The organism is Pseudomonas sp. WS 5146, assembly GCF_012985495.1.
Taxonomy (GTDB): Bacteria; Pseudomonadota; Gammaproteobacteria; order Pseudomonadales; family Pseudomonadaceae; genus Aquipseudomonas; species Aquipseudomonas edaphica.
The window spans coordinates 367,925-389,060 of sequence record NZ_JAAQWL010000002.1 but is presented as its reverse complement, the minus strand read 5'-3'; the positions used below and the strand labels follow the sequence as shown (position 1 = coordinate 389,060).

General features: G+C 60.5%; 25 protein-coding genes and 1 tRNA gene. 17 read left to right on the top strand and 9 right to left on the bottom strand.

Annotated features, from left to right (window positions below):
• The first annotated feature begins 52 nt into the window (after window positions 1-52).
• From uca to HBO41_RS06255, 6 genes are all read left to right on the top strand, one after another.
• Window positions 53-3,691 carry an urea carboxylase gene (gene uca / locus HBO41_RS06280; RefSeq protein WP_169985495.1) on the top strand — a complete coding sequence of 1,213 codons (3,639 nt, stop codon included), beginning with the start codon at window positions 53-55 and terminating at the stop codon, window positions 3,689-3,691.
• 28 nt (window positions 3,692-3,719) lie between these two features.
• Window positions 3,720-5,492 (top strand): allophanate hydrolase, encoded by a 1,773-nt coding sequence (gene atzF / locus HBO41_RS06275; RefSeq protein ID WP_099548627.1) that lies wholly within the window; start codon window positions 3,720-3,722, stop codon window positions 5,490-5,492.
• 51 nt (window positions 5,493-5,543) lie between these two features.
• The gene (locus HBO41_RS06270; RefSeq protein ID WP_017137305.1) at window positions 5,544-5,756 is read left to right on the top strand and encodes a cysteine-rich CWC family protein; all 213 of its coding nucleotides are present in this window, start codon (window positions 5,544-5,546) and stop codon (window positions 5,754-5,756) included.
• The gene (locus HBO41_RS06265; RefSeq protein WP_017137304.1) at window positions 5,756-6,448 is read left to right on the top strand and encodes a pseudouridine synthase; all 693 of its coding nucleotides are present in this window, start codon (window positions 5,756-5,758) and stop codon (window positions 6,446-6,448) included. Before HBO41_RS06270 ends, HBO41_RS06265 begins: the two co-directional genes overlap by 1 nt.
• Window positions 6,449-6,752: 304 nt before the next feature.
• The gene (locus tag HBO41_RS06260) at window positions 6,753-7,637 is read left to right on the top strand and encodes an alpha/beta fold hydrolase (RefSeq protein WP_169985492.1); all 885 of its coding nucleotides are present in this window, start codon (window positions 6,753-6,755) and stop codon (window positions 7,635-7,637) included.
• 184 nt (window positions 7,638-7,821) lie between these two features.
• Window positions 7,822-7,895 (top strand) — tRNA-Gly (locus tag HBO41_RS06255).
• Window positions 7,896-8,089: 194 nt separating this feature from the next.
• Here the strand turns inward: HBO41_RS06255 and HBO41_RS06250 are convergent.
• A complete protein-coding gene (locus HBO41_RS06250; protein WP_017137302.1) occupies window positions 8,090-8,329 on the bottom strand; it encodes a DUF6124 family protein in 240 nt (79 codons plus the stop codon).
• Between the two features lie 464 nt (window positions 8,330-8,793).
• Here HBO41_RS06250 and HBO41_RS06245 point away from each other — a divergent pair, with 464 nt between their 5' ends.
• Both HBO41_RS06245 and HBO41_RS06240 read left to right on the top strand, forming a co-directional pair.
• On the top strand, window positions 8,794-9,087 hold the full coding sequence (locus HBO41_RS06245; protein WP_169985489.1) for a type II toxin-antitoxin system RelE/ParE family toxin: 294 nt from the start codon (window positions 8,794-8,796) through the stop codon (window positions 9,085-9,087).
• A gap of 2 nt (window positions 9,088-9,089) precedes the next feature.
• Window positions 9,090-9,398, top strand: coding sequence for an addiction module antidote protein (locus HBO41_RS06240; RefSeq protein ID WP_017137300.1), 309 nt, complete (start codon window positions 9,090-9,092; stop codon window positions 9,396-9,398).
• Here the strand turns inward: HBO41_RS06240 and HBO41_RS06235 are convergent.
• Both HBO41_RS06235 and HBO41_RS06230 read right to left on the bottom strand, forming a co-directional pair.
• Complete coding sequence (locus tag HBO41_RS06235; RefSeq protein ID WP_169985487.1) at window positions 9,383-10,582, bottom strand: MFS transporter; 1,200 nt, start codon at window positions 10,580-10,582, stop codon at window positions 9,383-9,385. The genes HBO41_RS06240 and HBO41_RS06235 overlap by 16 nt on opposite strands.
• Complete coding sequence (locus tag HBO41_RS06230) at window positions 10,579-11,742, bottom strand: MFS transporter (protein ID WP_017137298.1); 1,164 nt, start codon at window positions 11,740-11,742, stop codon at window positions 10,579-10,581. Before HBO41_RS06230 ends, HBO41_RS06235 begins: the two co-directional genes overlap by 4 nt.
• A 95-nt stretch (window positions 11,743-11,837) precedes the next feature.
• Between HBO41_RS06230 and HBO41_RS06225 the strand changes: the two genes are divergently transcribed.
• From HBO41_RS06225 to HBO41_RS06205, 5 genes are all read left to right on the top strand, one after another.
• A complete protein-coding gene (locus HBO41_RS06225; protein ID WP_169985484.1) occupies window positions 11,838-12,731 on the top strand; it encodes a LysR family transcriptional regulator in 894 nt (297 codons plus the stop codon).
• A gap of 167 nt (window positions 12,732-12,898) precedes the next feature.
• Window positions 12,899-13,081, top strand: coding sequence for a type II toxin-antitoxin system HicA family toxin (locus HBO41_RS06220; protein ID WP_017736377.1), 183 nt, complete (start codon window positions 12,899-12,901; stop codon window positions 13,079-13,081).
• 22 nt (window positions 13,082-13,103) lie between these two features.
• Window positions 13,104-13,514 carry a type II toxin-antitoxin system HicB family antitoxin gene (locus tag HBO41_RS06215; protein ID WP_169985481.1) on the top strand — a complete coding sequence of 137 codons (411 nt, stop codon included), beginning with the start codon at window positions 13,104-13,106 and terminating at the stop codon, window positions 13,512-13,514.
• Between the two features lie 75 nt (window positions 13,515-13,589).
• Entirely contained in the window at window positions 13,590-13,913 is a 324-nt protein-coding gene (locus tag HBO41_RS06210; RefSeq protein WP_017137294.1) for a hypothetical protein, read from the top strand.
• A gap of 88 nt (window positions 13,914-14,001) precedes the next feature.
• Window positions 14,002-14,502: a methylated-DNA--[protein]-cysteine S-methyltransferase gene (locus tag HBO41_RS06205; RefSeq protein WP_017137293.1), complete on the top strand. Its 501-nt coding sequence runs from the start codon at window positions 14,002-14,004 to the stop codon at window positions 14,500-14,502.
• Here the strand turns inward: HBO41_RS06205 and HBO41_RS06200 are convergent, their stop codons facing one another.
• On the bottom strand, window positions 14,503-15,285 hold the full coding sequence (locus HBO41_RS06200) for a GNAT family N-acetyltransferase (RefSeq protein ID WP_169985479.1): 783 nt from the start codon (window positions 15,283-15,285) through the stop codon (window positions 14,503-14,505).
• Between the two features lie 181 nt (window positions 15,286-15,466).
• On the opposite strand from HBO41_RS06200, the gene HBO41_RS06195 reads away from it, so the two are divergent.
• The gene (locus tag HBO41_RS06195) at window positions 15,467-15,892 is read left to right on the top strand and encodes a low affinity iron permease family protein (protein WP_017137291.1); all 426 of its coding nucleotides are present in this window, start codon (window positions 15,467-15,469) and stop codon (window positions 15,890-15,892) included.
• A 54-nt stretch (window positions 15,893-15,946) separates the two neighbouring features.
• Here the strand turns inward: HBO41_RS06195 and HBO41_RS06190 are convergent, their stop codons facing one another.
• From HBO41_RS06190 to fos, 3 genes are all read right to left on the bottom strand, one after another.
• The gene (locus HBO41_RS06190; protein WP_017137290.1) at window positions 15,947-16,474 is read right to left on the bottom strand and encodes a DUF4142 domain-containing protein; all 528 of its coding nucleotides are present in this window, start codon (window positions 16,472-16,474) and stop codon (window positions 15,947-15,949) included.
• Window positions 16,475-16,593: 119 nt separating this feature from the next.
• Complete coding sequence (locus HBO41_RS06185) at window positions 16,594-17,235, bottom strand: LysE family translocator (protein ID WP_169985477.1); 642 nt, start codon at window positions 17,233-17,235, stop codon at window positions 16,594-16,596.
• A 54-nt stretch (window positions 17,236-17,289) separates the two neighbouring features.
• A complete protein-coding gene (gene fos / locus HBO41_RS06180) occupies window positions 17,290-17,700 on the bottom strand; it encodes a fosfomycin resistance glutathione transferase (protein ID WP_017137288.1) in 411 nt (136 codons plus the stop codon).
• A gap of 101 nt (window positions 17,701-17,801) precedes the next feature.
• Between fos and HBO41_RS06175 the strand changes: the two genes are divergently transcribed.
• Together HBO41_RS06175 and HBO41_RS06170 are read left to right on the top strand one after the other, a co-directional pair.
• The gene (locus tag HBO41_RS06175; protein WP_017137287.1) at window positions 17,802-18,041 is read left to right on the top strand and encodes a CopG family ribbon-helix-helix protein; all 240 of its coding nucleotides are present in this window, start codon (window positions 17,802-17,804) and stop codon (window positions 18,039-18,041) included.
• Window positions 18,031-18,315, top strand: coding sequence for a type II toxin-antitoxin system RelE/ParE family toxin (locus HBO41_RS06170; RefSeq protein WP_017137286.1), 285 nt, complete (start codon window positions 18,031-18,033; stop codon window positions 18,313-18,315). The genes HBO41_RS06175 and HBO41_RS06170 overlap by 11 nt, the downstream gene beginning before the upstream one ends.
• Window positions 18,316-18,322: 7 nt before the next feature.
• On the opposite strand, the gene HBO41_RS06165 is transcribed toward HBO41_RS06170, so the two are convergent.
• Window positions 18,323-19,231 (bottom strand): LysR family transcriptional regulator, encoded by a 909-nt coding sequence (locus HBO41_RS06165; RefSeq protein ID WP_026013718.1) that lies wholly within the window; start codon window positions 19,229-19,231, stop codon window positions 18,323-18,325.
• Between the two features lie 77 nt (window positions 19,232-19,308).
• Here HBO41_RS06165 and HBO41_RS06160 point away from each other — a divergent pair, with 77 nt between their 5' ends.
• Complete coding sequence (locus HBO41_RS06160) at window positions 19,309-19,797, top strand: DMT family transporter (protein ID WP_169985474.1); 489 nt, start codon at window positions 19,309-19,311, stop codon at window positions 19,795-19,797.
• Here the strand turns inward: HBO41_RS06160 and HBO41_RS06155 are convergent, their stop codons facing one another.
• Window positions 19,798-21,129, bottom strand: a complete 1,332-nt coding sequence (locus tag HBO41_RS06155; protein ID WP_169985472.1) for an MFS transporter — start codon at window positions 21,127-21,129, stop codon at window positions 19,798-19,800.
• Between the last annotated feature and the right edge of the window lie 7 nt (window positions 21,130-21,136).

Below are 21,136 nucleotides of genomic sequence, written 5' to 3'. Positions count from 1 at the left end.
CGGACGACCGCAGTGCTCCCTCACTTTGCGGGACGGCCCGCAGGGTTTTGCCATGTTCGAAAAACTCTTGATCGCCAACCGTGGCGCCATCGCCTGCCGCATCCTGCGCACCTTGCGCGAGCTGCAGGTCAAAGGCATCGCCGTATACGCCGAAGCCGACGCAGCCAGCCTGCATATCCAGCAAGCCGACGAGGCCTACAGCCTCGGCGAAGGCGCGGCGGCGGCCACCTACCTGGCAGTCGAAAAAATCCTCGCCACCGCCAAGGCCTGTGGCGCCAAGGCGATTCATCCTGGCTACGGTTTTCTCTCAGAGAACGCCGCCTTTGCCCAAGCCTGTGAAAATGCGGGGATAGCCTTCGTCGGTCCGACACCCGAACAGCTGCGCGTATTCGGCCTCAAGCACACGGCGCGGGCCTTGGCCAAACACCATCAAATTCCATTATTGGAAGGCACCGAGCTGCTCGACAGCCTCGATACAGCGTTGCTGGCGGCCGAAACCGTGAGCTATCCAGTCATGCTCAAAAGCACCGCAGGCGGCGGTGGCATCGGCATGCGTGTGTGCCGCAATGCGACAGAGCTGAGTGAGTCCTTTGAAGCGGTCAAACGCCTGGGGCAAAACAACTTCAGCGATGCCGGTGTGTTTATCGAGAAATACATCGAGCACGCCCGCCACCTGGAAGTGCAGGTGTTCGGCGACGGTTTGGGCGACGTCATCGCCCTTGGCGTGCGCGACTGTTCCGTGCAACGGCGCAACCAGAAAGTCCTCGAAGAAACACCCGCGCCGAACCTGCCCGACGGCATGGCCGAAGCCTTGTGCACGGCGGCCATCACCCTGGCCAGGGCGGTCAATTACCGCAGCGCCGGCACCGTAGAGTTCATCTTTGACAGCGCTGACGGCCGCTTCTACTTCCTCGAAGTGAACACGCGCCTGCAGGTAGAACACGGCGTCACCGAACAAGTCTGGGGCGTCGACCTTGTTCGCTGGATGGTGCAATTGGCGGCGGGTGAACTACCTGCGTTGAGCGAATTGAAGCTGCACCCTCAGGGCCACGCGATTCAGGCGCGGCTGTATGCGGAAGATCCAGGCAAGGATTTCCAGCCGAGCCCAGGCCTGTTAACCCGTGTGGATTTCCCGACGGCTGAAGGTTTGCGGATCGACACCTGGGTGCAAGCCGGTTGCGAGATACCGCCCTACTTCGACCCGATGATCGCCAAGCTCATCACGTGGGCGCCGACCCGCGAACAGGCGCGTCTGAATCTGCATCAGGCATTGAGCGACAGCCAGCTCTACGGCGTGGAAACCAACCGCGACTACCTGCGCCAAATCCTGCTGGCCACGCCGTTTGCCAGCGGCCGCCCGTGGACGCGTTGCCTGGAAGGCCTGGTCTACAGCGCCAGCACCTTCGAAGTGCTCAGCGCCGGCACCCAAACCAGTGTGCAGGACTACCCCGGCCGCCTCGGCTACTGGGCCGTCGGTGTGCCGCCCTCCGGGCCGATGGACAGCCGCGCACTGCGCCTGGGCAATCGCCTGCTGGGCAATGACGACGGCGCGGCGGCGCTGGAAATCACCATGAATGGGCCGCTGTTGCGCTTTAATTGCACGGCGGTCGTCGCTGTTACCGGCGCAGCCATCACGCTGTTGCTGAATGACCAACCAGTGCCGATGAACACCGCGTTGCGGATTGAAGCAGGCGCGGTGTTGAGCCTTGGCAGCATCATAGGTGTCGGTGCGCGCAGCTATCTGTGCCTGCGCGGCGGGTTGCAAGTGCCAGATTACCTGGGCAGCAAAAGCACCTTCACCCTCGGCCAGTTCGGCGGGCACGCCGGGCGCGCTTTACGGGCTGGCGATGTGTTGCATTTGCTGCCACTGACAGACGCCGACGCCGGCCAGCAATTGATCGCTGAACCCCTGCCTGCGGTGCGCACGCTGCGGGTGATTTATGGCCCGCACGGCGCGCCGGAATACTTCAAGCCTGAATACATCGACACCTTCTTCGCCACCCAATGGGAAGTGCACTTCAACTCCAGCCGCACCGGCGTGCGACTGATCGGGCCAAAACCTTTATGGGCGCGCACGGACGGTGGCGAAGCGGGGCTGCATCCGTCGAATATCCATGACAACCCCTATGCCATCGGCGCGGTGGATTTCACCGGGGACATGCCGGTGATCCTGGGGCCGGATGGGCCGAGCCTTGGCGGGTTTGTGTGCCCGGTGACGGTGATCGAGGCGGACCTTTGGCAGTTGGGGCAACTCAAGGCCGGGGACAAACTGCGGTTCGAACCGGTGAACCTGAAAACCGCCCGCGACCTCGCCCTGAAATGGGATCAATGTGGGAGCTGGCTTGCCTGCGATCCAGACAACTCGGTACCTCAGGCAGACCACATTGATGCCATCGCGGGCAAGCCCGGCTCCCACATCGACCGTGGCCCACTTACGATCGGATCGCCTGTGGTGCTGGAGTTGGGTGAAGGCGACACCCGCCTCGTCGCCCGCCTCGCCGGCGACACTCACCTGCTGCTGGAAATCGGCGCCCCCGAGCTGGACCTGGTGCTGCGCTTTCGTGCTCATGCACTCATGCAAGCCCTGGAAACTCTCGCCCTGCCAGGTGTCATCGACCTGACCCCAGGCATCCGTTCCCTGCAAATCCACTACCAGCCCGAACAACTGCCGCTGGCTGGTTTACTGGCGTTGATCACCACGCAATGGGCCGCCGTGTGCGCCACCCCCAACCTGCAAGTGCCCTCGCGCATCGTGCACTTGCCGCTGTCGTGGGACGACCCGGCGTGCCAGCTGGCGATCGAAAAATACATGACCACCGTGCGCAAGGACGCGCCGTGGTGCCCGAGCAACCTGGAGTTCATTCGCCGCATCAACGACCTCGCCAACCTCGACGAGGTGCGCCACACGGTGTTCGATGCCAGCTACTTGGTGATGGGCTTGGGTGACGTCTACCTCGGCGCTCCGGTGGCCACGCCGCTGGACCCGCGCCACCGTCTGGTGACCACCAAATACAACCCGGCGCGCACCTGGACCGCCGAGAATTCGGTGGGCATTGGCGGCGCTTATTTGTGCGTGTACGGCATGGAAGGCCCGGGCGGTTATCAGTTTGTGGGCCGCACCTTGCAGATGTGGAACCGCTACCGGGAGGTCTCGGCGTTTGATGGCAAGCCGTGGTTATTGCGGTTCTTTGACCAGATCCGTTTTTACCCGGTGACGGCTGATGAGCTGGTGCAGATCCGGCGCGACTTTCCGCTGGGGCGCTTTGAATTGAGCATCGAGCACAGCCAGTTGAACCTCGCGCAGTATCAGGATTTCCTCGCGCGCGAAGCCGCAAGCATTGGCGCGTTTCGTGAGCATCAGCAGCACGCCTTCAATGCCGAGCGTGAACGCTGGATTGCCAGTGGCCAAGCGCATTTCGACAGTGAAGAACTCGCGGCACCACAAGGTGCAGACACGCCGTTGCAGGCCGACCAAATCAGTGTCGACAGCCCGATCGCCGGCAACCTCTGGCAAGTCCAGGTGGCTAACGGCGAGCGCGTGTCGGCTGGCGATGTGCTGGTGATTCTGGAGTCGATGAAAATGGAAATCCCGGTAGTGGCGCCGTTCGCCGGCACCGTGCGCGAGATCCCCGTGCAACCCGGCAGCGGCATCGGCGCCGGGCAACGGGTGGTGGTGCTCGAACGTGACTGACTCTTCTATTTCTACAGGCGGACAAGCCATGAATCTGCAACTGGACAACCTGCGCAATGCCTACCTGAGCGGCGACACCACGCCCCGTGAAGTGCTGCTGCACCTGCGCGAAAAAGCCGCGCACTTGAACCCCGATTATCACCTGTTTATCCACTTGCTTACCGAAGCGGAGCTGGAGCCGTACCTGGCCGCATTGGACGCGCGCGAACCGGCTGAGTTGCCGTTATTCGGCGTACCGTTTGCGATCAAAGACAACATCGACTTGGCTGGCATTCCCACCACCGCCGCGTGCCCGGCGTTCGTCTATGTGCCGCAGCGCAACGCGAGCATTGTCGAGCAGTTGATCGCCTTGGGCGCGGTGCCAGTGGGCAAGACCAACCTCGACCAGTTCGCCACCGGGCTCAATGGCAGCCGCTCGCCGTATGGCGCGTGCCCCAACAGCGTATTGCCGGAATATCCGTCGGGCGGTTCCAGCGCCGGGTCGTCACTGGCCGTCGCGTTGGGTGTCGCGAGTTTTGCCCTGGGCACCGACACGGCCGGTTCCGGGCGGGTGCCGGCGGCGCTGAATAACCTGGTGGGGCTCAAGGCGAGCAAAGGCTTGATCTCCACAGCCGGCGTGGTGCCGGCGTGCCGCACGCTGGATTGCGTCACCACCTTTACCCGCACCGCGCGCGAGGCCAGCCAGTTACTGGCGCTGACTGCCAAACTCGATCCGTTGGATGCGTACAGCCGAGCGAACCCGGCGTGGAATGATGCATCGGCGTTTGGCGCACCCCGCGCGTTTCGTTTTGGCGTACCGCGCGAGCAGGACCTGGAGTACTTCGGCTGCGAGCAAGGCCCGCAGTTGTTTGCGCAGGCCATCGACCGCTTGATTGCACTGGGTGGCGAGCCGGTGACGCTGGACCTGTCGCCCTTCCTGGAAGCCGCGCGCCTGCTCTACGAAGGGCCGTGGGTGGCTGAACGCTACAGCGTGGCCGGTGAACTGATGGAGCAGAACCCCGAGGCCGTGCTGCCGGTGATTCGTGCGGTGCTGGCCAAAGCGCCAGCGGTAAACGGCGTACAGACCTTCCGTGCGCAGTACCGCCTGCAAGCCTTGAAAGCGCAGTGCGATGGCATGCTTGAAGGCCTCGACTGCGTACTGACGCCGACCATAGGCCGCCCGGTGACGCTGGAAGAACTGCGCGCCGAACCGGTGCTGCGCAACGCCGAGCTGGGCTACTACACCAACTTCATGAACCTGCTGGATTACGCCGCCGTCGCCGTGCCCAGCGGCTTTATGCACAACGGTTTGCCTTGGGGTGTGACGCTGTTTGGCCGAGCGTTCACCGACCAATACCTGTTGGGCGTGGCGGATGCGTTGCAGCGCCAGCACGATACGTCGCTGCCTGTGCCTGTCGGCAGCGCAGGTCATGACTTTACCCGGCTGGTGGTGTGCGGCGCGCACCTGCAGGGGCTGGCGCTTAACGGCCAATTAGTGCGGCGTGGCGCGCGTCTGCTGGAGCGCACCCACAGCTCGGCCGACTATCAGTTGTTCGCGCTGGCCGGTGGGCCACCCTGTCGCCCCGGCATGTTGCGGGTGAGTGAAGGCGGCGTGGCCATTGAGGTGGAAGTGTGGGAGCTGCCGAGCCGCGAATTGGGCTCCTTCCTCACCGGTATCCCCGCCCCCTTGGGCCTGGGCAAGGTGCAACTGGCCGACGGGCGTTGGGAAACCGGCTTCATCTGCGAGCCCTACGGCTTGACCGGCGCCGTGGACATCAGCCACTTCGGCGGCTGGCGCGGCTACCTGCGCAGCTTGCAATAGTAGGGCGGGGCTGTATCGTGCAGGGAACTGCGCGATACAGCCCGAACCGACATGACCACACCCACCCTTTGCCCTGCCTGCGGTGCCCGCAACGACTGCACCCTGGCCGACCCACGCACCGCCGACCAAGCCTGTTGGTGCTACAGCGTCACCATCGACCCGGCGGTACTCGAAGCGCTGCCCGATGAACTGCGCAATAAGGCCTGCCTGTGCCCACGCTGTGCGCAGGTAGATGCGCAATTGCGTGGGGCTGAACAGCCGTAATGCGCGTTGATCGTTTCCTCAGCAACCTGCCGCGTTTCAATCGCCAACAAGTGCGTGTGCTGCTGGTTGAGCGACGGGTGACAGTTGATGGCGTGGCCGTCAGCGACCCACACCATGAAGTGCGAGCATTCAGCCGCGTCTGTGTCGATGATGAGGTACTGCAAGCCGGCAAACCGGCGCGTTATTTCATGCTGCACAAACCCCAAGGCTGCGTGAGCGCTACCGCCGACCCGGTGCATCCCACCGTGCTTGATTGGCTGAGTGAACCGGACACGCATGAGCTGCACATCGCCGGCCGTCTGGACTTCAACACCACCGGGCTGATGCTGATCACCAACGACGGCCAATGGTCGCGGCGCCTGACACAGCCCCAGACCAAACTGCCCAAGGTTTACCTCGTTGAAACCGAGCAGGACATTGGTCCTGAGTATGCAGCCACCTTTGCCGCTGGCCTGTATTTCGCCTTTGAAGATCTCACCACTCAACCCGCCGAACTTGAGCTACTCAGCCCCAGGACCGCACGTCTGAGCATCATCGAAGGCCGTTATCACCAGGTGAAGCGCATGTTCGGGCACTTTGATAATAAAGTGATTGGCCTGCACCGTGAGCGGATGGGGCCTTTGGTGCTGGATAACGCCCTTGCGCCGGGCCACTATCGGCCGCTGACTGACGACGAGATCCGACAGGTCTGACGACCGTTCAGCCGGTGATGGCAAAAAACCAGCTTGGCGCCTTGCGAGCTGGCGCCTGTGCTGCTTGAATCAAGACGTCAGCCAAATTATGACTGGCGAGTCGCCCCATAACCTCCAAGAAACACCTTGCCCCGCCCGCGCTTGATCTATGGGCGTTCCAGGCAAACAGCCCGCCATAACAACACCCGTCGGCCAGCCGTTATCGGACCGACATGGGCCTCATCTTCCAGGCGTATGCCTACCTGTCATAAAGCTCGTGCAGAGTGATCTGCGCGCCCTACCCGCTTGCCAGGAGTCTTACGACATGAGGCCAGAAATCGCTGTGTTGGATATACAGGGTCAGTATCGGGTTTACACGGAGTTCTATTGCGCGGACGTTGCTGCAAAGACCATCATCCTGGTCAACGGCTCCATGGCCACCACGGCATCCTTCGCTCAAACCGTGAAAAGCCTGTACCCGCAATTCAATATGGTTTTGTACGACCAGCCCTACGCTGGCCGCTCCAAAATCCATAACCGTCATGAGCACATGCTGACCAAGGAAGTCGAAGGCCAGATCCTGCTGGAACTCATCGAACACTTCGGCGCCGAACACGTGCTGTCGTTCTCCTGGGGCGGCGCCGCTGCCCTGGTCGCCCTCGCCCACCGCCCGCGCCGGGTGGAAAAGGCCGTGATCAGCTCGTTCTCGCCGGTGATCAACACCCCCATGCGCGACTACCTCGAACGCGGTGTCGACTACCTCGGCAACCTCGACCGCCACGGCGTCGGCCACCTGGTCAACAGCACCATCGGCAAACACCTGCCGTCACTGTTCAAGCGCTTCAACTACAAGCATGTGAGCGGCCTGGCCGAGCATGAATACGGGCAGATGCACTTCCACATCAGCCACGTGCTCAACAGCGACCGGCTGTGCTACCTAAAAGCCGCCAGGCAGATCGACATTCCGGTGCTGTTTTTGAATGGCGAATGGGATGAATACACCAGCGCCGAGGATGCCAAGCTGTTTGGCCAGCACGTGGCCAACAGCAGCTTCAGCACCATCCAGGCGACCGGGCATTTTCTGGACATGGAGCACAAGGCGGCCTGCAGGGACAGCCGGGATGCGGTGGTGGGCTTTTTGAAACCAGAACGCCAGGTGAGTCGGTTGCGTTATCACCAGGGCCAGACGCAGCATGCGTTTGCTATCTGAAAGGCGGCTTATGTGGGAGCCGGGCTTGCCCGCGATGCAGGCGCTGCGGTGTGCCAGTCACACTCAGGTGATGCAATCGCAGGCAAGCCAGCTCCCACACAAGCTTGATGAACCCAACTTACACATTTTTCGAAGAAAAACTTCAAATCCCGGCGAACATCTGGTACAAAGTCAGCCGCTTTGAGCGGGTATAGTTTAGTGGCAAAACGAAAGCTTCCCAAGCTTTAGTTGAGGGTTCGATTCCCTCTACCCGCTCCACTCAGATTTTGGTCTTGCGTCAGGTTGGTTCTGGCGGGAGATGCACCAAAAAACCGGCCCTTGGTGGCCGGTTTTTTTATGTTCTAAATTTGGCTTCATGCGTGAGCGACCGGTTCCGATGCAGGGTATCTGGCTCCCCTTCCCCTTGGTATGTGCGGCCTGGGAAGGCAAGCCTGTTGCAGGGCGTGAAAAACCTACGCGGCGCGGTCCACGCGGTCTTGCGCCGCTTCTACCAGCATCAGCCCCAGTTCGATCATTTGCTGAATGGCCAAGGCCAGGTAGCGATGTTGAGAAGGCAGGCTTTCGGCGAACTCGTTGGTCATGGCACCCGCGCCGGCAATGGTTTCGTAGGCGTTGGCGAGCAAGGCTTCAGTGTTGGCTTCGGGGCGGACGCTGAACAGGGTCGCGGTGGGGTTACAGGAGTCAGTACACATCTGTTGATCCTCGGTAAGGACCACCTTCCAGAGCTACTAAACAATGGGTGGCGGCTGTATGCAGGTTAGTAGACCGGCGGATCAACGAAACCGGCGCACCCGAAAGTGCCCTGCGTACAGCCACCATTGAGGACAGACATCGAGATGCCTGACTGATAGGACAGCCATACGCCGTTGATCAAATCGGGCTACTAAACCCGACCGCTGATGGGCAGCGGCAGACGAACCTTAAAGCGCTCGTCCAAGGCGTACAACTCAGACGATTCTGTGTGTTGTGTAGGCAATAACGCAACATTCAGGACCGCTGTACCGTTCTCTTTCAGACTGTAAATTCTGGCAATAGGAAAACCCTGAAGAACGTTTGAAACCGGCACGCCCTCGCATCACTCTCCCCAGCCTTCGACACTGACGTGTCTCTTGCCAACCCGTATCCAAGTAGATACAGTGAGATTCTGTGAGGCCCCGTGCGTTATTCGATCCAGCAAACCCAAGCCTTCACTCAATGGTGCTCGGCAATCCGCGATCTGCGAGCCAAAATCACTATTGCTCGACGTATCGAGCGAGCCAGTGTGGGAAATCTGGGTGATTTCAAGATGCTGGGCGGCGGTATTTCAGAGATGCGGATAGACGTGGGTACGGGTTATCGCGTTTATTTCACCCTGCGCGGCAGGGAGGTCGTCATCTTGCTGGCAGGTGGCGACAAGTCTTCACAAGAAGCCGATATCCGGCGAGCAAAAAAATTAGCAAAGGAGATTTGAGCATGACTCAAACACTGACGACATTTGATATGGCCGAGCTGCTCGACAGTGATGAGGCCATCAGCGAATACCTTTCTCAGGTGCTGGCTGACGGTGACAACGAAGAGTTCCTTCGCGCCGTAGGCTACGTCGCCAAAGCCCGTGGCATGACAAAAATCGCCACTGATGCGGGTGTAGGACGCGAGAGCTTGTACAAGGCATTTGCCCCGGGCGCAAAACCGCGTTTTGAAACGGTTCTGAAGGTGCTTCACTCACTGGGCATTGATCTGTTGGCTCGGCCTGGGCATACCAGCAATTATTCGATTGTTTGAGGCGCACACCCCCGCTGCACCACCCACGCCAGCGGCAACGTCACCAACAACATGCCCGCCAGTACCATCACCGCCACCGGTACACCCAGCGCGTCGCCCACCCCACCGAATACCACGGGTGCCAGCGCGCCGCCGCCGATTGTGCCGGTGTAGAACACCGCAAATGCTTGCTCGCGTTTTCCCGCCGCCGCCAGGTCCGGCACGGCGCCGTACAGCACTGAAGAAGTGCCATTGAGCATCAGGCCCAGCAGCGGCAGCATCACCATCAGTCCATTCAGCGGCAGGTACACGGCGGCTATGATCAGCAGCGCCGTGCTGGTTTCCGTCAGCCATACGGTTTTCATCATGCCGATGCGGGCACCGAGGTAGCCGCAGAGCAATTTGCCGAACGCGCCACCGATAAACAGCAGCGTCAACGCCAGGCCGATGCCGGCAGTTCCCGCGCCCTTGGCTTGCAGCAGAAACGGCAGGAAGGTGAGAAAGCCCATGCGCACGGCGCTGTCGAGCGTGCCGGTAAGCATCAGGGCGCGCAGGCCGGTAATGGAACCGGTTCCGCTGAGGGGTTTGGCTTTTTTTACAGAAGCGGTTTCGGACATTTGCGCAGGCACTAGCCACCACAACAACCCCGCCGCCGCCACGCCGAGCAAGCCCAACAGTGTGGCACTGGCGCGCCAACTGATGACGGTGAGCAGCAAGCCGACCAACCCCGGGATCAGGGTTTTGCCGATATCGCCGGAAAAGTTGTATTGGGACAGGGCTTGCTTGACCCCGCCGCCGTCCTCATAAGCATCAGCAATCATCGAAGAGGCTAATGGGTGTTGGGTGCTGGCGCCCAAACCGCCTAACAGCAACGCCAATAGCAGCATGATCAGCCCAGTGGCCTGCCCCACCAACAAATAAGCGACGCCAGCAAGCGCCGTGCCGCCCACCAGCATCGGCATGCGCCCCCATCGTCGGGCGGCGCGGCTGGCCATCAGCTGAAACACGGCCATCATCCCGGAATAGGCACCGCGCAACAGCCCGATCTGCGCGTAGGAAAGAGCGAACTGTGCCTGCCAGATCGGCAGCAGCACGTAGATCACATCCGTGAGGCCATCGTGTACGGCATGGGCGCCGCACCCGGCGATCAGCGAGCGGCGGCGGTTTGAGGTTTCGCGGGCAGGCACAGCGCTGGTGTCGGTCATGATGCTTGGATCAACTCAGGTTTAAGGGGCTTCCAGCCCGTCAGGGCGATCAGCAACGTCAGCAGTTGAAAGCCGATAATCAGCGCTACACACCCAGCCCAGCCCCAGCGCTCCCACATCAAGGCGGGGACGATGGCACCACAACTGCCGCCCAGGTAATAACAGGTGAGGTAAACGCCCACGGCGCCTGCCTTGTTGGCCTGCGCGGTGGCACTGATGAACGCGTTGGCGGCGGCCTGGGCGAGAAAGACACCGGTCGAACTGAGCGCCAGGCCCGCCACGATGCACCCCAGCGACGGCGCCAGGGTCAGTGCCGAGCCACTGATACCCAGCACGGCAGCCACAGCTAGCAGCTCGGCGTGGGGCCGCGCTTTGCTGAGGCGGCCGGCGATAGGGATCACGATCAAGGCCAGCAGAAACACCATGTACAGCGTGCCCAAGGCCGCAGGCCCGAGGTTGAAAGGCGGTAGGCCAAGGTAGAGTCCCGCGTAGGTAAATGCCGCAACCTGGGAGAACAACACACAAAACCCTACGGCGTAGGCAGCTACCAATGGCTTGCGAAAAACGCCTGACGAAGCAGCCTTGACCGGTGCGACTCGCGGCGGGTTATCGGGCAGCAAAAACTGAATGAACCCACCGACCATCAGACTCAATACGGCCAACAATTCAAAGGCCTCGCGCCAGCCGACATATTCGGTCATCACGCCGGTGACGAAGCGCCCGGCGAACCCGCCCAGTACGGTGCCCGCCACATAGAGGCTGGTGACTTCGGTCACCGTGGCGCCGTGCCAGCGGTCGCCGATGTAAGCCACGCTGGTGGCAAACACCACCGGGATCAACATGCCTTCCACAAAGCGCCACACCAACACTTCGACAAAGCTGCCGGCGTAGGCGGTCATCAGCGCGGGCACGGCCAGTAACAGCGCGGTCACAGCGATGACCGTACGCTGCTGGAAACGCCCGGTCAGCCGGCCGACAAATGGCGCGGTCACTGCCACCGCCAGGGTGGTGACCGTGATACTCCAGCCCGCCGCCCTGGCGCTGATATGAAACTGCTCGGCGAACGTGGTCAGGATGCTCTGGGTGGCATACAGGTTTAGAAACGCCGCGCAGCCACACAGGAACAGGGCAAGACGGGCACAATGCAGGCGCGGTTTCATGAAACCTCTCGTTTTATTTTGTGAGGTCTTTATAGAATGGCCAGCGGGTCTTAAACCAATACCGAATTCGAACCGATCAATACCCAGGGATCAGGATGCTCGACCTACGCAAGCTGCGTTACTTTCTGACGGTCGCCGAAGAACTGCACTTCGGTCGCGCAGCCCTTCGCCTGCATCTGGCCCAGCCGCCGTTGACCCGGCAGATCTCGGCGCTGGAAACGGAGTTGGGCTTCAAGTTGTTTGATCGCACCAGCCGCACGGTTTCCCTCACCGCTCAGGGCCGTTCGTTCTTGCCCTATGCGCGTAGCGTGTTGGAACAGGTGGAGCTGGCACAGGTAATCGCCGGTAAATTGGCCGCCGGGACCGCCGGGCAACTGACCTTGGGTTACGTCAGTTCGATCGCGCTGTCGGACCTGTTCAGCCAGGCGATCCAGGCCTTCGCCCAGGGTTTTCCCGATGTGCAGTTGACCTTGGTGGAGTGCGCTTCCGGCAGCCTGGGGGCACAGGTGGCAGATGGGCGCCTGGATGTCGGCCTGAGTCGTCTGCTGCCGCAAAGCCAGGCCGTGCAAGCGCTGTCGCTGGGTGAGGAGCGCTTGTGGGCGGCGGTTTCCAGTGAAAGTCCGTTAGCCGGCCAAACGCAGGTGAGCCTGGCGCAGCTCAGTGCTTACCCGCTGATTCTGTTTCCGCCCGATTACGGGTCGGGGTTGAACCAGTCGATCGAGCAGTTGTACCGACACCACGGCGTGCCCCTGCGTGCGGGGCCGACCGGGCGGCAGATCACTTCGATCATTGCGTTGGTGGCCGCCGGGCAAGGCGTGGCATTGGTGCCCGAATGTACGCAGAGCTTGATGAACAAGGGTATCACCTATAAGCCCATGGTCGAGGTGGATGCCTGTGCGCAGCTGTTGGTGCTGACGCCTGCGACCAGAAAAAGCCTGTTGGCTGACGCATTTCTCGCCGTTCTCGCCCATGTCTTAAACAACGAGTAACACTTCGAAAATCCCCGCAATACCTCTCTAAGACGCCGTTTTCAAAGGCTCATACACTTCATTCAGCACTTACCGAAACGCCGGTCGTCAGCCGTCGGTAGGTAGAGTGTTGATAATTTATTTTCAGTGGTTATAGTCACCACCAACACACACCACAAGGAGGTGCTGTGGATAGCCGATATTTGATAGGTCACATTGTTGCGGATGGCTGGTACCTGGTACGCACCCGAGGCAGTCACCACCACTTCAAACACCCGACCAAACCGGGGTTGGTGACGATTCCTCATCCAAAGAAAGACCTGTTGGACAAGACCGCCAAGAGCATTTTGAAACAGGCGCTGCTGAGCTGAGCGCCCCTGGAGAGCAATAGACATGCTTTACCCCATCGCAATTTCAACCGGTGACGAGGACCACGCCTGGGGTGTGGAAGTGCCGGATATTCCTGGCTGCTACTCCGCCGGCGACGACCTGGACGACGCCATGGCCATGGCCCGCGAAGCGATCGAAGGGCACTTTGAAATCCTTGCAGAGGATGGCGCGCCGATTCCCACCGCTCAGAAAGTCACCCTGCACGCGGCCAACCAGGCATATGCCGGCTGCATTTGGGCCGTGGTTGATATTGATGTCACTAAATATCTGGGCAAAGCGCAGAAGCTCAATATCACCCTGCCGGGTTACCTGCTGAATCGAATTGATGAATACGTGTTGCATCATCCTGAAGAAAAAAGCCGTTCCGGCTTTCTGGCATCGGCAGCACTAAAGGTTCTGCAACAGGAACATTGACTTAAGCAAATTCCTAAAGCGACGAAGACGACCTTCGTTAAAAATGCGCACATATCTTACCCATGAGCAGAGCCAATGCGCGTGCCTGTACAAAAAACTGAGAGCCAAGTCGTTAGAAAGGTGGTGGGGCTGGTATTGATCATTCCACTGCTGTTACCGCTGACGCCAATCCCTTTCGGCCTGAGGAGCCTGGCGTCGATAGCGGCTCTGGCGGGATCCATCTATGGCGTCTGGTATTCAAGGCAGAACGCCAGCCGAGGCATCACACTCTGCGCAACCGCACTTGCGCTACTTAACCTCGGTTCATGGGTAGCACTGTCGACGCCCTCGATCGTCTGGTTCATCTATTTCGTCGCTTGGGCCTATGGTTCCGGTAACTGGATTCACTGGAGCATTTAGTCCCAGTAGAATTTGACCGCAAGAAACTGGGTTTCCCAACCGCCCACAAGGTGGATAGTGGCCCCCTACATCGTCAAGGAGCCCGCTCATGCCCTACCAATACAAGCTCATGCCTTCCCCCGTCGGCCAGCTCACCCTGGTGGCGCGCAACGGCAAACTCAGCGCCATCCTGTGGGAAAAAGAACGCGCCAATCGCGTGCGTCTGGGCGAGTTGCATCTAGCCGACGACAGCCCGGTGTTATTGGAAGCCGAGCGCCAGCTACGGGAATACTTTACCGGCACCCGCAATCAGTTCGATCTGGCGTTGGACTTCGACGGCACCGATTTCCAAAAACAAGTCTGGCAGGCACTGCTGACCATCCCCTTCGGCGAAACCCGCAGCTACAGCCAGATTGCCCAGCAGATCGGCAACCCCAAGGCCGTGCGCGCGGTAGGCGCAGCCAATGGCCGCAACCCCATCTCGATCGTCGCGCCCTGCCACCGGGTGATCGGTGCTTCGGGCGGGCTGACCGGGTTTGCCGGTGGGCTTGAGGCCAAGCAGTATTTGCTGGCGCTTGAGGATCGCGGCCAGGCAAAGCTGGCCCTCTGATTACGCGTCTGCAAGGGCGTCACGGGTAAAGGCCTGGCACTCGTACAAAGGTTCGAAACCTAGTTGCCGGTACAGCGCGAAGGCACCCTGCGAGGCTTCTAGAAAGCATCGCAGGGCCCCGAGGCTCGACGCGTGCAGCAGAGCGGCATGGATCAATCGAGTGGCGTACCCTCTGCCACGCAAGCCCATGAGTGTGCCGATATCGCTAAGCCGGGCCTCGCCATCACACAGGGACAGCACCAGCGAAGACCTTACCTGCCCCTCATCGGACAAGGTGAAGTGATAAAGCGCCTCACCCGCGTCCAGGGCCCGCTGGTGGCGGACCTGATAACGCGCAACCTCCTCGGGCAGCCTCATGAACGCACTGCCAAAGGGCTCAGCCCAATCGTTCATGTTCCGCGTGAGCTGGACCTGCACACCGCTCTCGCCCACCCATGGCGCCAGGCACGCCAGGTCACCCACCATCGCGGTGGTCTTTTCGACCGGCTTAAAGCCGTGTGCCAAAAACACCTCACCCAACGCTTCGACCTGTTCCTCATGGATCACCACGCGTATTGCCTGCGTGGTACGCCGGATAAGCTCCAGCGGTGCGGCCAAAGCGTTATCCAGCAAAGTGCTGCCAACCCGGATAAACAACAAATTGAACGGGCTGAAATACTCATCCGTGAAGTAAGCATTGATGCCGCCGCTGTATCGACGATGCGTTGGGCACACCGCGGCAAAAAAATGCTCTTCGGTTTTACCGTAGAGCGTGGGCAAATCGCAGGCGGCGTTAGCGTGCATGGGAGAACATCCGGATAAAAAAACCAGTCTTGCTCCCGCCATTCAAAGGCGCAGTAGGCCAATTCCTAAGATAGCCGGAGGAAAAAGCACGACATTGTTCTAACCCTAAAATGTAAAAAGAAATTTCGAAGCGGGCCTGCGGTCCATAATTTCATCACCCTCCGGTCAAGGAAAAACGGTCATGAAATTCTCTGCAGTCTCCCAATCTCTGTCCCGTTGGGCAGGCAGTGCCCGCACGTTCTACGTGGCTGTCGCACTGATTTTCCTGTGGAGCCTCAGCGGGCCATATTTCCACTACAACGACACCTGGCAACTGATCATCAATACCTCGACCACCATCATCACCTTCCTGATGGTGTTCCTGATCCAGAACACGCAAAACCGCGACAACGACATCCTGCATATCAAGATCGACGAGTTGCTGCGCGTCTCCAAGGATGCGCAAAACGCCGTGCTGAGCCTCGATGGCCTGGACCGTAAGGAACTGGAAAAACTGCGCAGCGAATACCGCAGCATCGGCGCCGCAGGCAATGTCAGCCTCAACAGCAGTTGCGGCGAAGTAGTCGACGATGCGGTGACCAACAAAACCGATCTGAACCAGGCATAAAAAAACGGCGGTTGGAGAAAGTCCAACCGCCGTTTTCTATCTCAAGTGACGGACTCAACCGTCGCCTTGATGACCTTTGCCATAGGTCGACGCCAAGGCACGGGCCTTTTGCAGGCGCTCCTCCAACTTGGGCAGCGTTTCATCCACCAGCGCTTTGATTTCCGGCACATCCGACGCCGCACCTTCCTGTTTGAACAGGGCAATGGCGTCTTCGTTTTCCTTGACCTGTTGCGCGGTGTAGGCCGCGTCGAAGGAGTCGCCGTCCTTGAGTTCGGGCATCAAGGTTTCGGCTTTATCGACGATCTTCTCGCGCGGGGCCACCGGCAAGTCGAGTTTCTTGGCGATGGCTGCCAGGTGCTGGTTGGCCTGGGTGCGTTCGTTGATCACCTCGATGGTGTAGTCCTTGATTTCCTGGGACGAGGTTCTGGCGTGGGCCATGCGACTGGTTTCAATATCGGCCATCCCTTTGGCCGAAGCCTGCTCGATGAATTCAGCAGGCGACTGGGCGAAAGCATTGCTGGCGCCGAGGCCCAGCAGCATCGCGAAACTGGCGGTGCGTAACCGGATAGCCATGCGGCTCATGATGGGTTCCTCCAGGTCAAAAATAGGTGCGGGAACAGACGCCCCGCCCTGAATTCGAATTTTCAGGGCGGCAAAGGTTTAGAAAAAACTCGCCAGTGCGACGAACGGTCGTCGCTGTATCAGGCCGGTTTGCTGCCAAACAGGCCCGGCAACGCATGCGCCAGGGCATTGATGGCGAAGCCGATAAACATCACGCCACAGAGTTTGGTGATAAGGATTTCATGGCGCTGATACACGGTGCGCACACGTTGGGCGCCGACCACGCCGATCAGAATGGCATAGGCCAGCAGGCCACCGATAAAGCTCAGGAAGATCAAAGACGGCAGCATCGCCCACGTCAGCAACTCGGCACGGCTGGACAACAACGCGGTGAAGGTCGCCACGGCCACCGGGTAAGCCTTGGGGTTGGTGAGACCGAACACAATGCCGTGCCAGAACGGGTGCCGCGCCGCGTCCTGAGGTGCATCGCTGCTGCGCCGCTGGGTACGGATCGCACGCCAGCCGAGCCAGAACAGGTATAAACCGCTGAGCACGCCCAGTGCATCAAAGGCTGTGCTGCCCACTTCCCGCGCGCCCACGATGGCAATCAGCGCCGTGCTGCACCACACCACGTCACCCAGCAAATGCCCGCACAAAAAACCCGCCCCGGCACGGCGACCACGGGCAGCGCCGATACCGAATACGGCGAGCACGCCCGGACCGGGCGTAATGCCATAGATAAAACCCGAAGCAAGCACGGCGAACAGCAGGGATAGGGTCATGGGCGCGACTCTGATAGACGGTGATGAGGTGGATCGATTCTGCACGTTCCGCCGCTACGGGTAAAACTTCATTCCTGCATAAGGCTTGGCGCGACAGGCCTGCAAACGTGAGGCCAGATCGCCGACGTGGGCTTCGAGCTTGTGGCCATCGGGGTCGAGAAAGTAGAACGACGCGCCTTCACTGCGGTTGTCGCGCCATTCCCGCACCTGCGCAGCGCGCAGGCGCGCCACCAGCGCCGCAAAATCACCGGTATCGGCGGTAAACGCGTAGTGCGTGTATTCAGCCGCAGGCTCTGGCGAGCGCAATGGGTCGAGGGACAAGCACAGCCATAAACCGGGTAGGGACAAATAGGCGCCGCCGTCCCAGGTCGCATCGAGCCGAAGTTGCAACAATTGATGGTAGAAGCCGATGCTGCGGTTCAGGTCGGTGACGGCAAGGGTCAGGTGGTTAAGGCCGCAGAGCATGGAATGTCCTTTTATCTATTCACCCAGTGACGAACGGGGCAAACCGTTTTTGCGATGACGATGTAGTATGTTGCACTACACATCACTACATCGAGGCTCTTATGTCTGTTATGTCTCTACGCATACCGGAAGACGTCGCCGACACGCTTGCCAGTCTCGCCAAGGCGACAGGGCGCAGCAAATCCTTTCTAGCCGTAGATGCATTACGCGAATACCTGACGCGTGAGGCCTGGCAAATAGAGGAAATTCAAAAAGCATTGAAAGAAGCTGATGCGGGCGACTTTGCGACAGCGGCCGAAGTAAAAGCAGTCGCCGATAAATGGCGTAACAATGCAGGTTGATTGGCTGAGGGCTGCCCTCAGGAATCTTGACGATGAAGCGGCCTACATTGCCGAAGAAAACCCGAAAGCTGCCCATGAGTTCGTGCAGGCGATCTTGACCGGGCTTGAACATGTCGCTGAATTTCCGGCAATGGGCAAAGAAGGCAGAGTGCCCGGCACACGCGAATGGGTAGTGCCCCGATGGCCCTATATCGTTCCCTACCGTATTCGAGATGGCCGGTTACAGGTGATGCGAATTTTTCATACACGCCGCCAGCCACCCGCTTCCTGGTAGCCACGGTTCAGACGGACAATACACCCTGCACCTGCCCAATCAACCACTGCAACCCCGAATCCCCGCCCCGCCGCGCATGCCACGCCAACTCAAACGCAAACGAAGGGATATGAAACGGCGGCGGCACAGCCAGCAGGTGCTGCTGATCGATGTTGAGCAAGCCTCTGGATGACACCGTCAAAATCAGGTCTGTGCCCTGGATCAACTGCGGTGCCACGCCCCAGTGCGGCAGGCTGATCGCCACATGCCGGCGCTCACGAATTGCCGTCAACGCCCGTTCGATCTCCGGGGTGCCACTGCCGCGCATTTCCAGCAACACATGCGGACGCGACAGGTAAGCGGGCAGATCGAGCACGCCGTTTTTCGGCAGGCTTTCGCGGTCAATCAGGCAGGTGTAATGCTCTTCGAATAACGGCGTGGTGCGCAGTTCGGCGGGCATGTCGGGGAACACCCCGGCGGCCAGGTCGAGGTCACCATTGAGCACGCCATCGACCATGCCTTCGCGGCTGGCCTGGACGATTTGCAGGTCGATGCCAGGCGCTTCACGGCGCAAGGTGCGGACCAGCCCCGGCAGGAAAATCGCCGCGCTGTAGTCCGACATCGCCACACGAAACCGGCGCTTGGCCGATGCTGGATCAAACCGGTTGGGCGCCAGCAGCGCCTGCACTTGGGCCAGGGCTTCGGCCAGTGGCGCGGCCAGCTCCAGGGCGCGGGCGGTCGGCACCAAGGCACCGCCCTGGCGCACCAGCAATGGGTCACCAAGCAGATCACGCAAGCGCGCCAGCGCATGGCTGACCGCCGGCTGGCTCAGGTGCAGGCGCTCGGCGGCGCGGGTGACGTGTTGCTCGCTGAGCAAGGCGTCGAGGATCACCAGCAGGTTGAGGTCGATGCGACGCAGGTCATTCATCAGCTGCATGCTCAGCATAAGAACTTGGAATTTAAATTTGCGCGACGAATAGCCTAGAGTCCAGCAAAACCTCTGGGAGAACTGAGATGACGACGTTGCATTGGGTAGGTCTGTTGGCACTGGCGGTGATCGCCGGCGCGGTGGTGCCGTTTCAGAGTGCGATCAACGCAAGCCTCGGGCGCGGGCTGGGGCACCCGTTGTGGGCCACGCTGGCGTCACTGCTGGTGAGCATTATTGTGTTGCTGCCGGTCATCATCGCGCTGCGCCTGCCCTTGCCGAGCCTGGCCTTTATCACCAAGGCGCCGCTGTGGATATGGGCCGGAGGCGCGTTTGGCGTGTGCTTTATTTCGCTGGCGCTGATGTTGCTGCCCAAGCTCGGCGCGTCAGGGTTTATTGCGCTGGCCATGGCCGGGCAGATTCTCGCTTCGCTGCTGCTCGATCACTTTGGCCTGTTCGGCCTGATGGAACGCCAACTGACAACGCCCCGCGTGCTGGGGGCGTTGTTGTTGATTGGCGGGGTGGTGTTGATTCAGTTCAGCGCCACACCGGCCCGCGCCCTTGCCACGGCAGGCTGATCAGCCCCTGTCGAGCGTGCGCAGTTTTTGTGGCAAGCCCCACAGCAGCAGCGCCGCCGCCAACAGCGCACACACGCCGATCACATACAGCGCCGGCGTGGTGCTGCCGGTGAGGTCCTTGATGCGCCCCACCATCACCGGGCTGACAATACCGCCGAACTGCCCGAGGGTGTTGATCACCGCAATGCCACCGGCCGCACCCGCACCGGCGCCAGCCAGCAACTTGGGCGGCAGCGTCCAGAAGGTCGGGATCGCGGCAATAATGCCCGCGCCCAACAGGCCCAGGGCGATGATCAGGAAGGTGGTGTGGTCGGCAAAGATCCCGGCGCAGAAGAAGCCAATGGCGCCCAGTACCACCAGGCCGCAGACAAACTTGCGGCGCTCACCGGTGGCGTCCGACAGTCGCCCGATCACCACCATGCTGATCGCCCCGCACACATAGGGAATGGCGGTGAGCAGGCCGATCATCACCGGGCTCTGGGTGCCGGCACTGCGGATCAACTGTGGCGCCCAGAAGTTGAGGCCGTAAGACGCCACCTGGATCAGAAAGTAGATAAACCCAAGCATCAAAAACCCTGGAATGCGGATCGCCGAGAGCAACGAGCCACCGTGCGCGTTCGGCTCATGCTTGGCGATGCGGCTCGACAGCAGGGTTTTCTCGGCAGGCGTCAGCCAATGCGCGTCTTCAATGCGGTCCTTGAGCAAGGTCAGCACCAGAAAACCCAGGCCGATGCAGGGCAAGCCGCCGAGCAGGAACAGCCAGTGCCAGCCGCGCATTTGCAGTACGCCGTCGAGGTGTTCCAGCACCAGGCCGGAAAATGGCGCGCCGACTAAACCGGCGAAGGCCGAGGCCAGGAACAGCATCGAGGTGATGCGCCCACGAAAGTGCTGCGGGAACCACAGCGTCAGGTAATACAGCACGCCAGGCGCAAACCCCGCCTCCATTGCGCCGATGATGAAGCGCAGGCCATAGAACTGCCATTCGGCGGTGACAAACACCATGGCCGCCGTGGCCAGGCCCCACGACATCATGATGCGCGCGATCCAACGGCGGGCACCGACCTTGTAGAGCATCATGTTGCTCGGCACTTCGAACAGCACATAACCCACCACAAAAAAGCCGGCGCCCAGGCCATAGGCGGTGTCGCTCAGGCTCAGGTCGGTTTGCAGCTGGAACTTGGCGAAGCTGATGTTGATGCGGTCAAAAAACGCGAACAGGTAGCACACCATGATCAGCGGCATCAGGCGCCAGGCGACCTTGCTGACCAGGGCTTTTTCGGCATCGATTTCAGCGGCCGGGCGCACGCCGGCCTCTAACGTATTAGTGCTCATGGTTTCT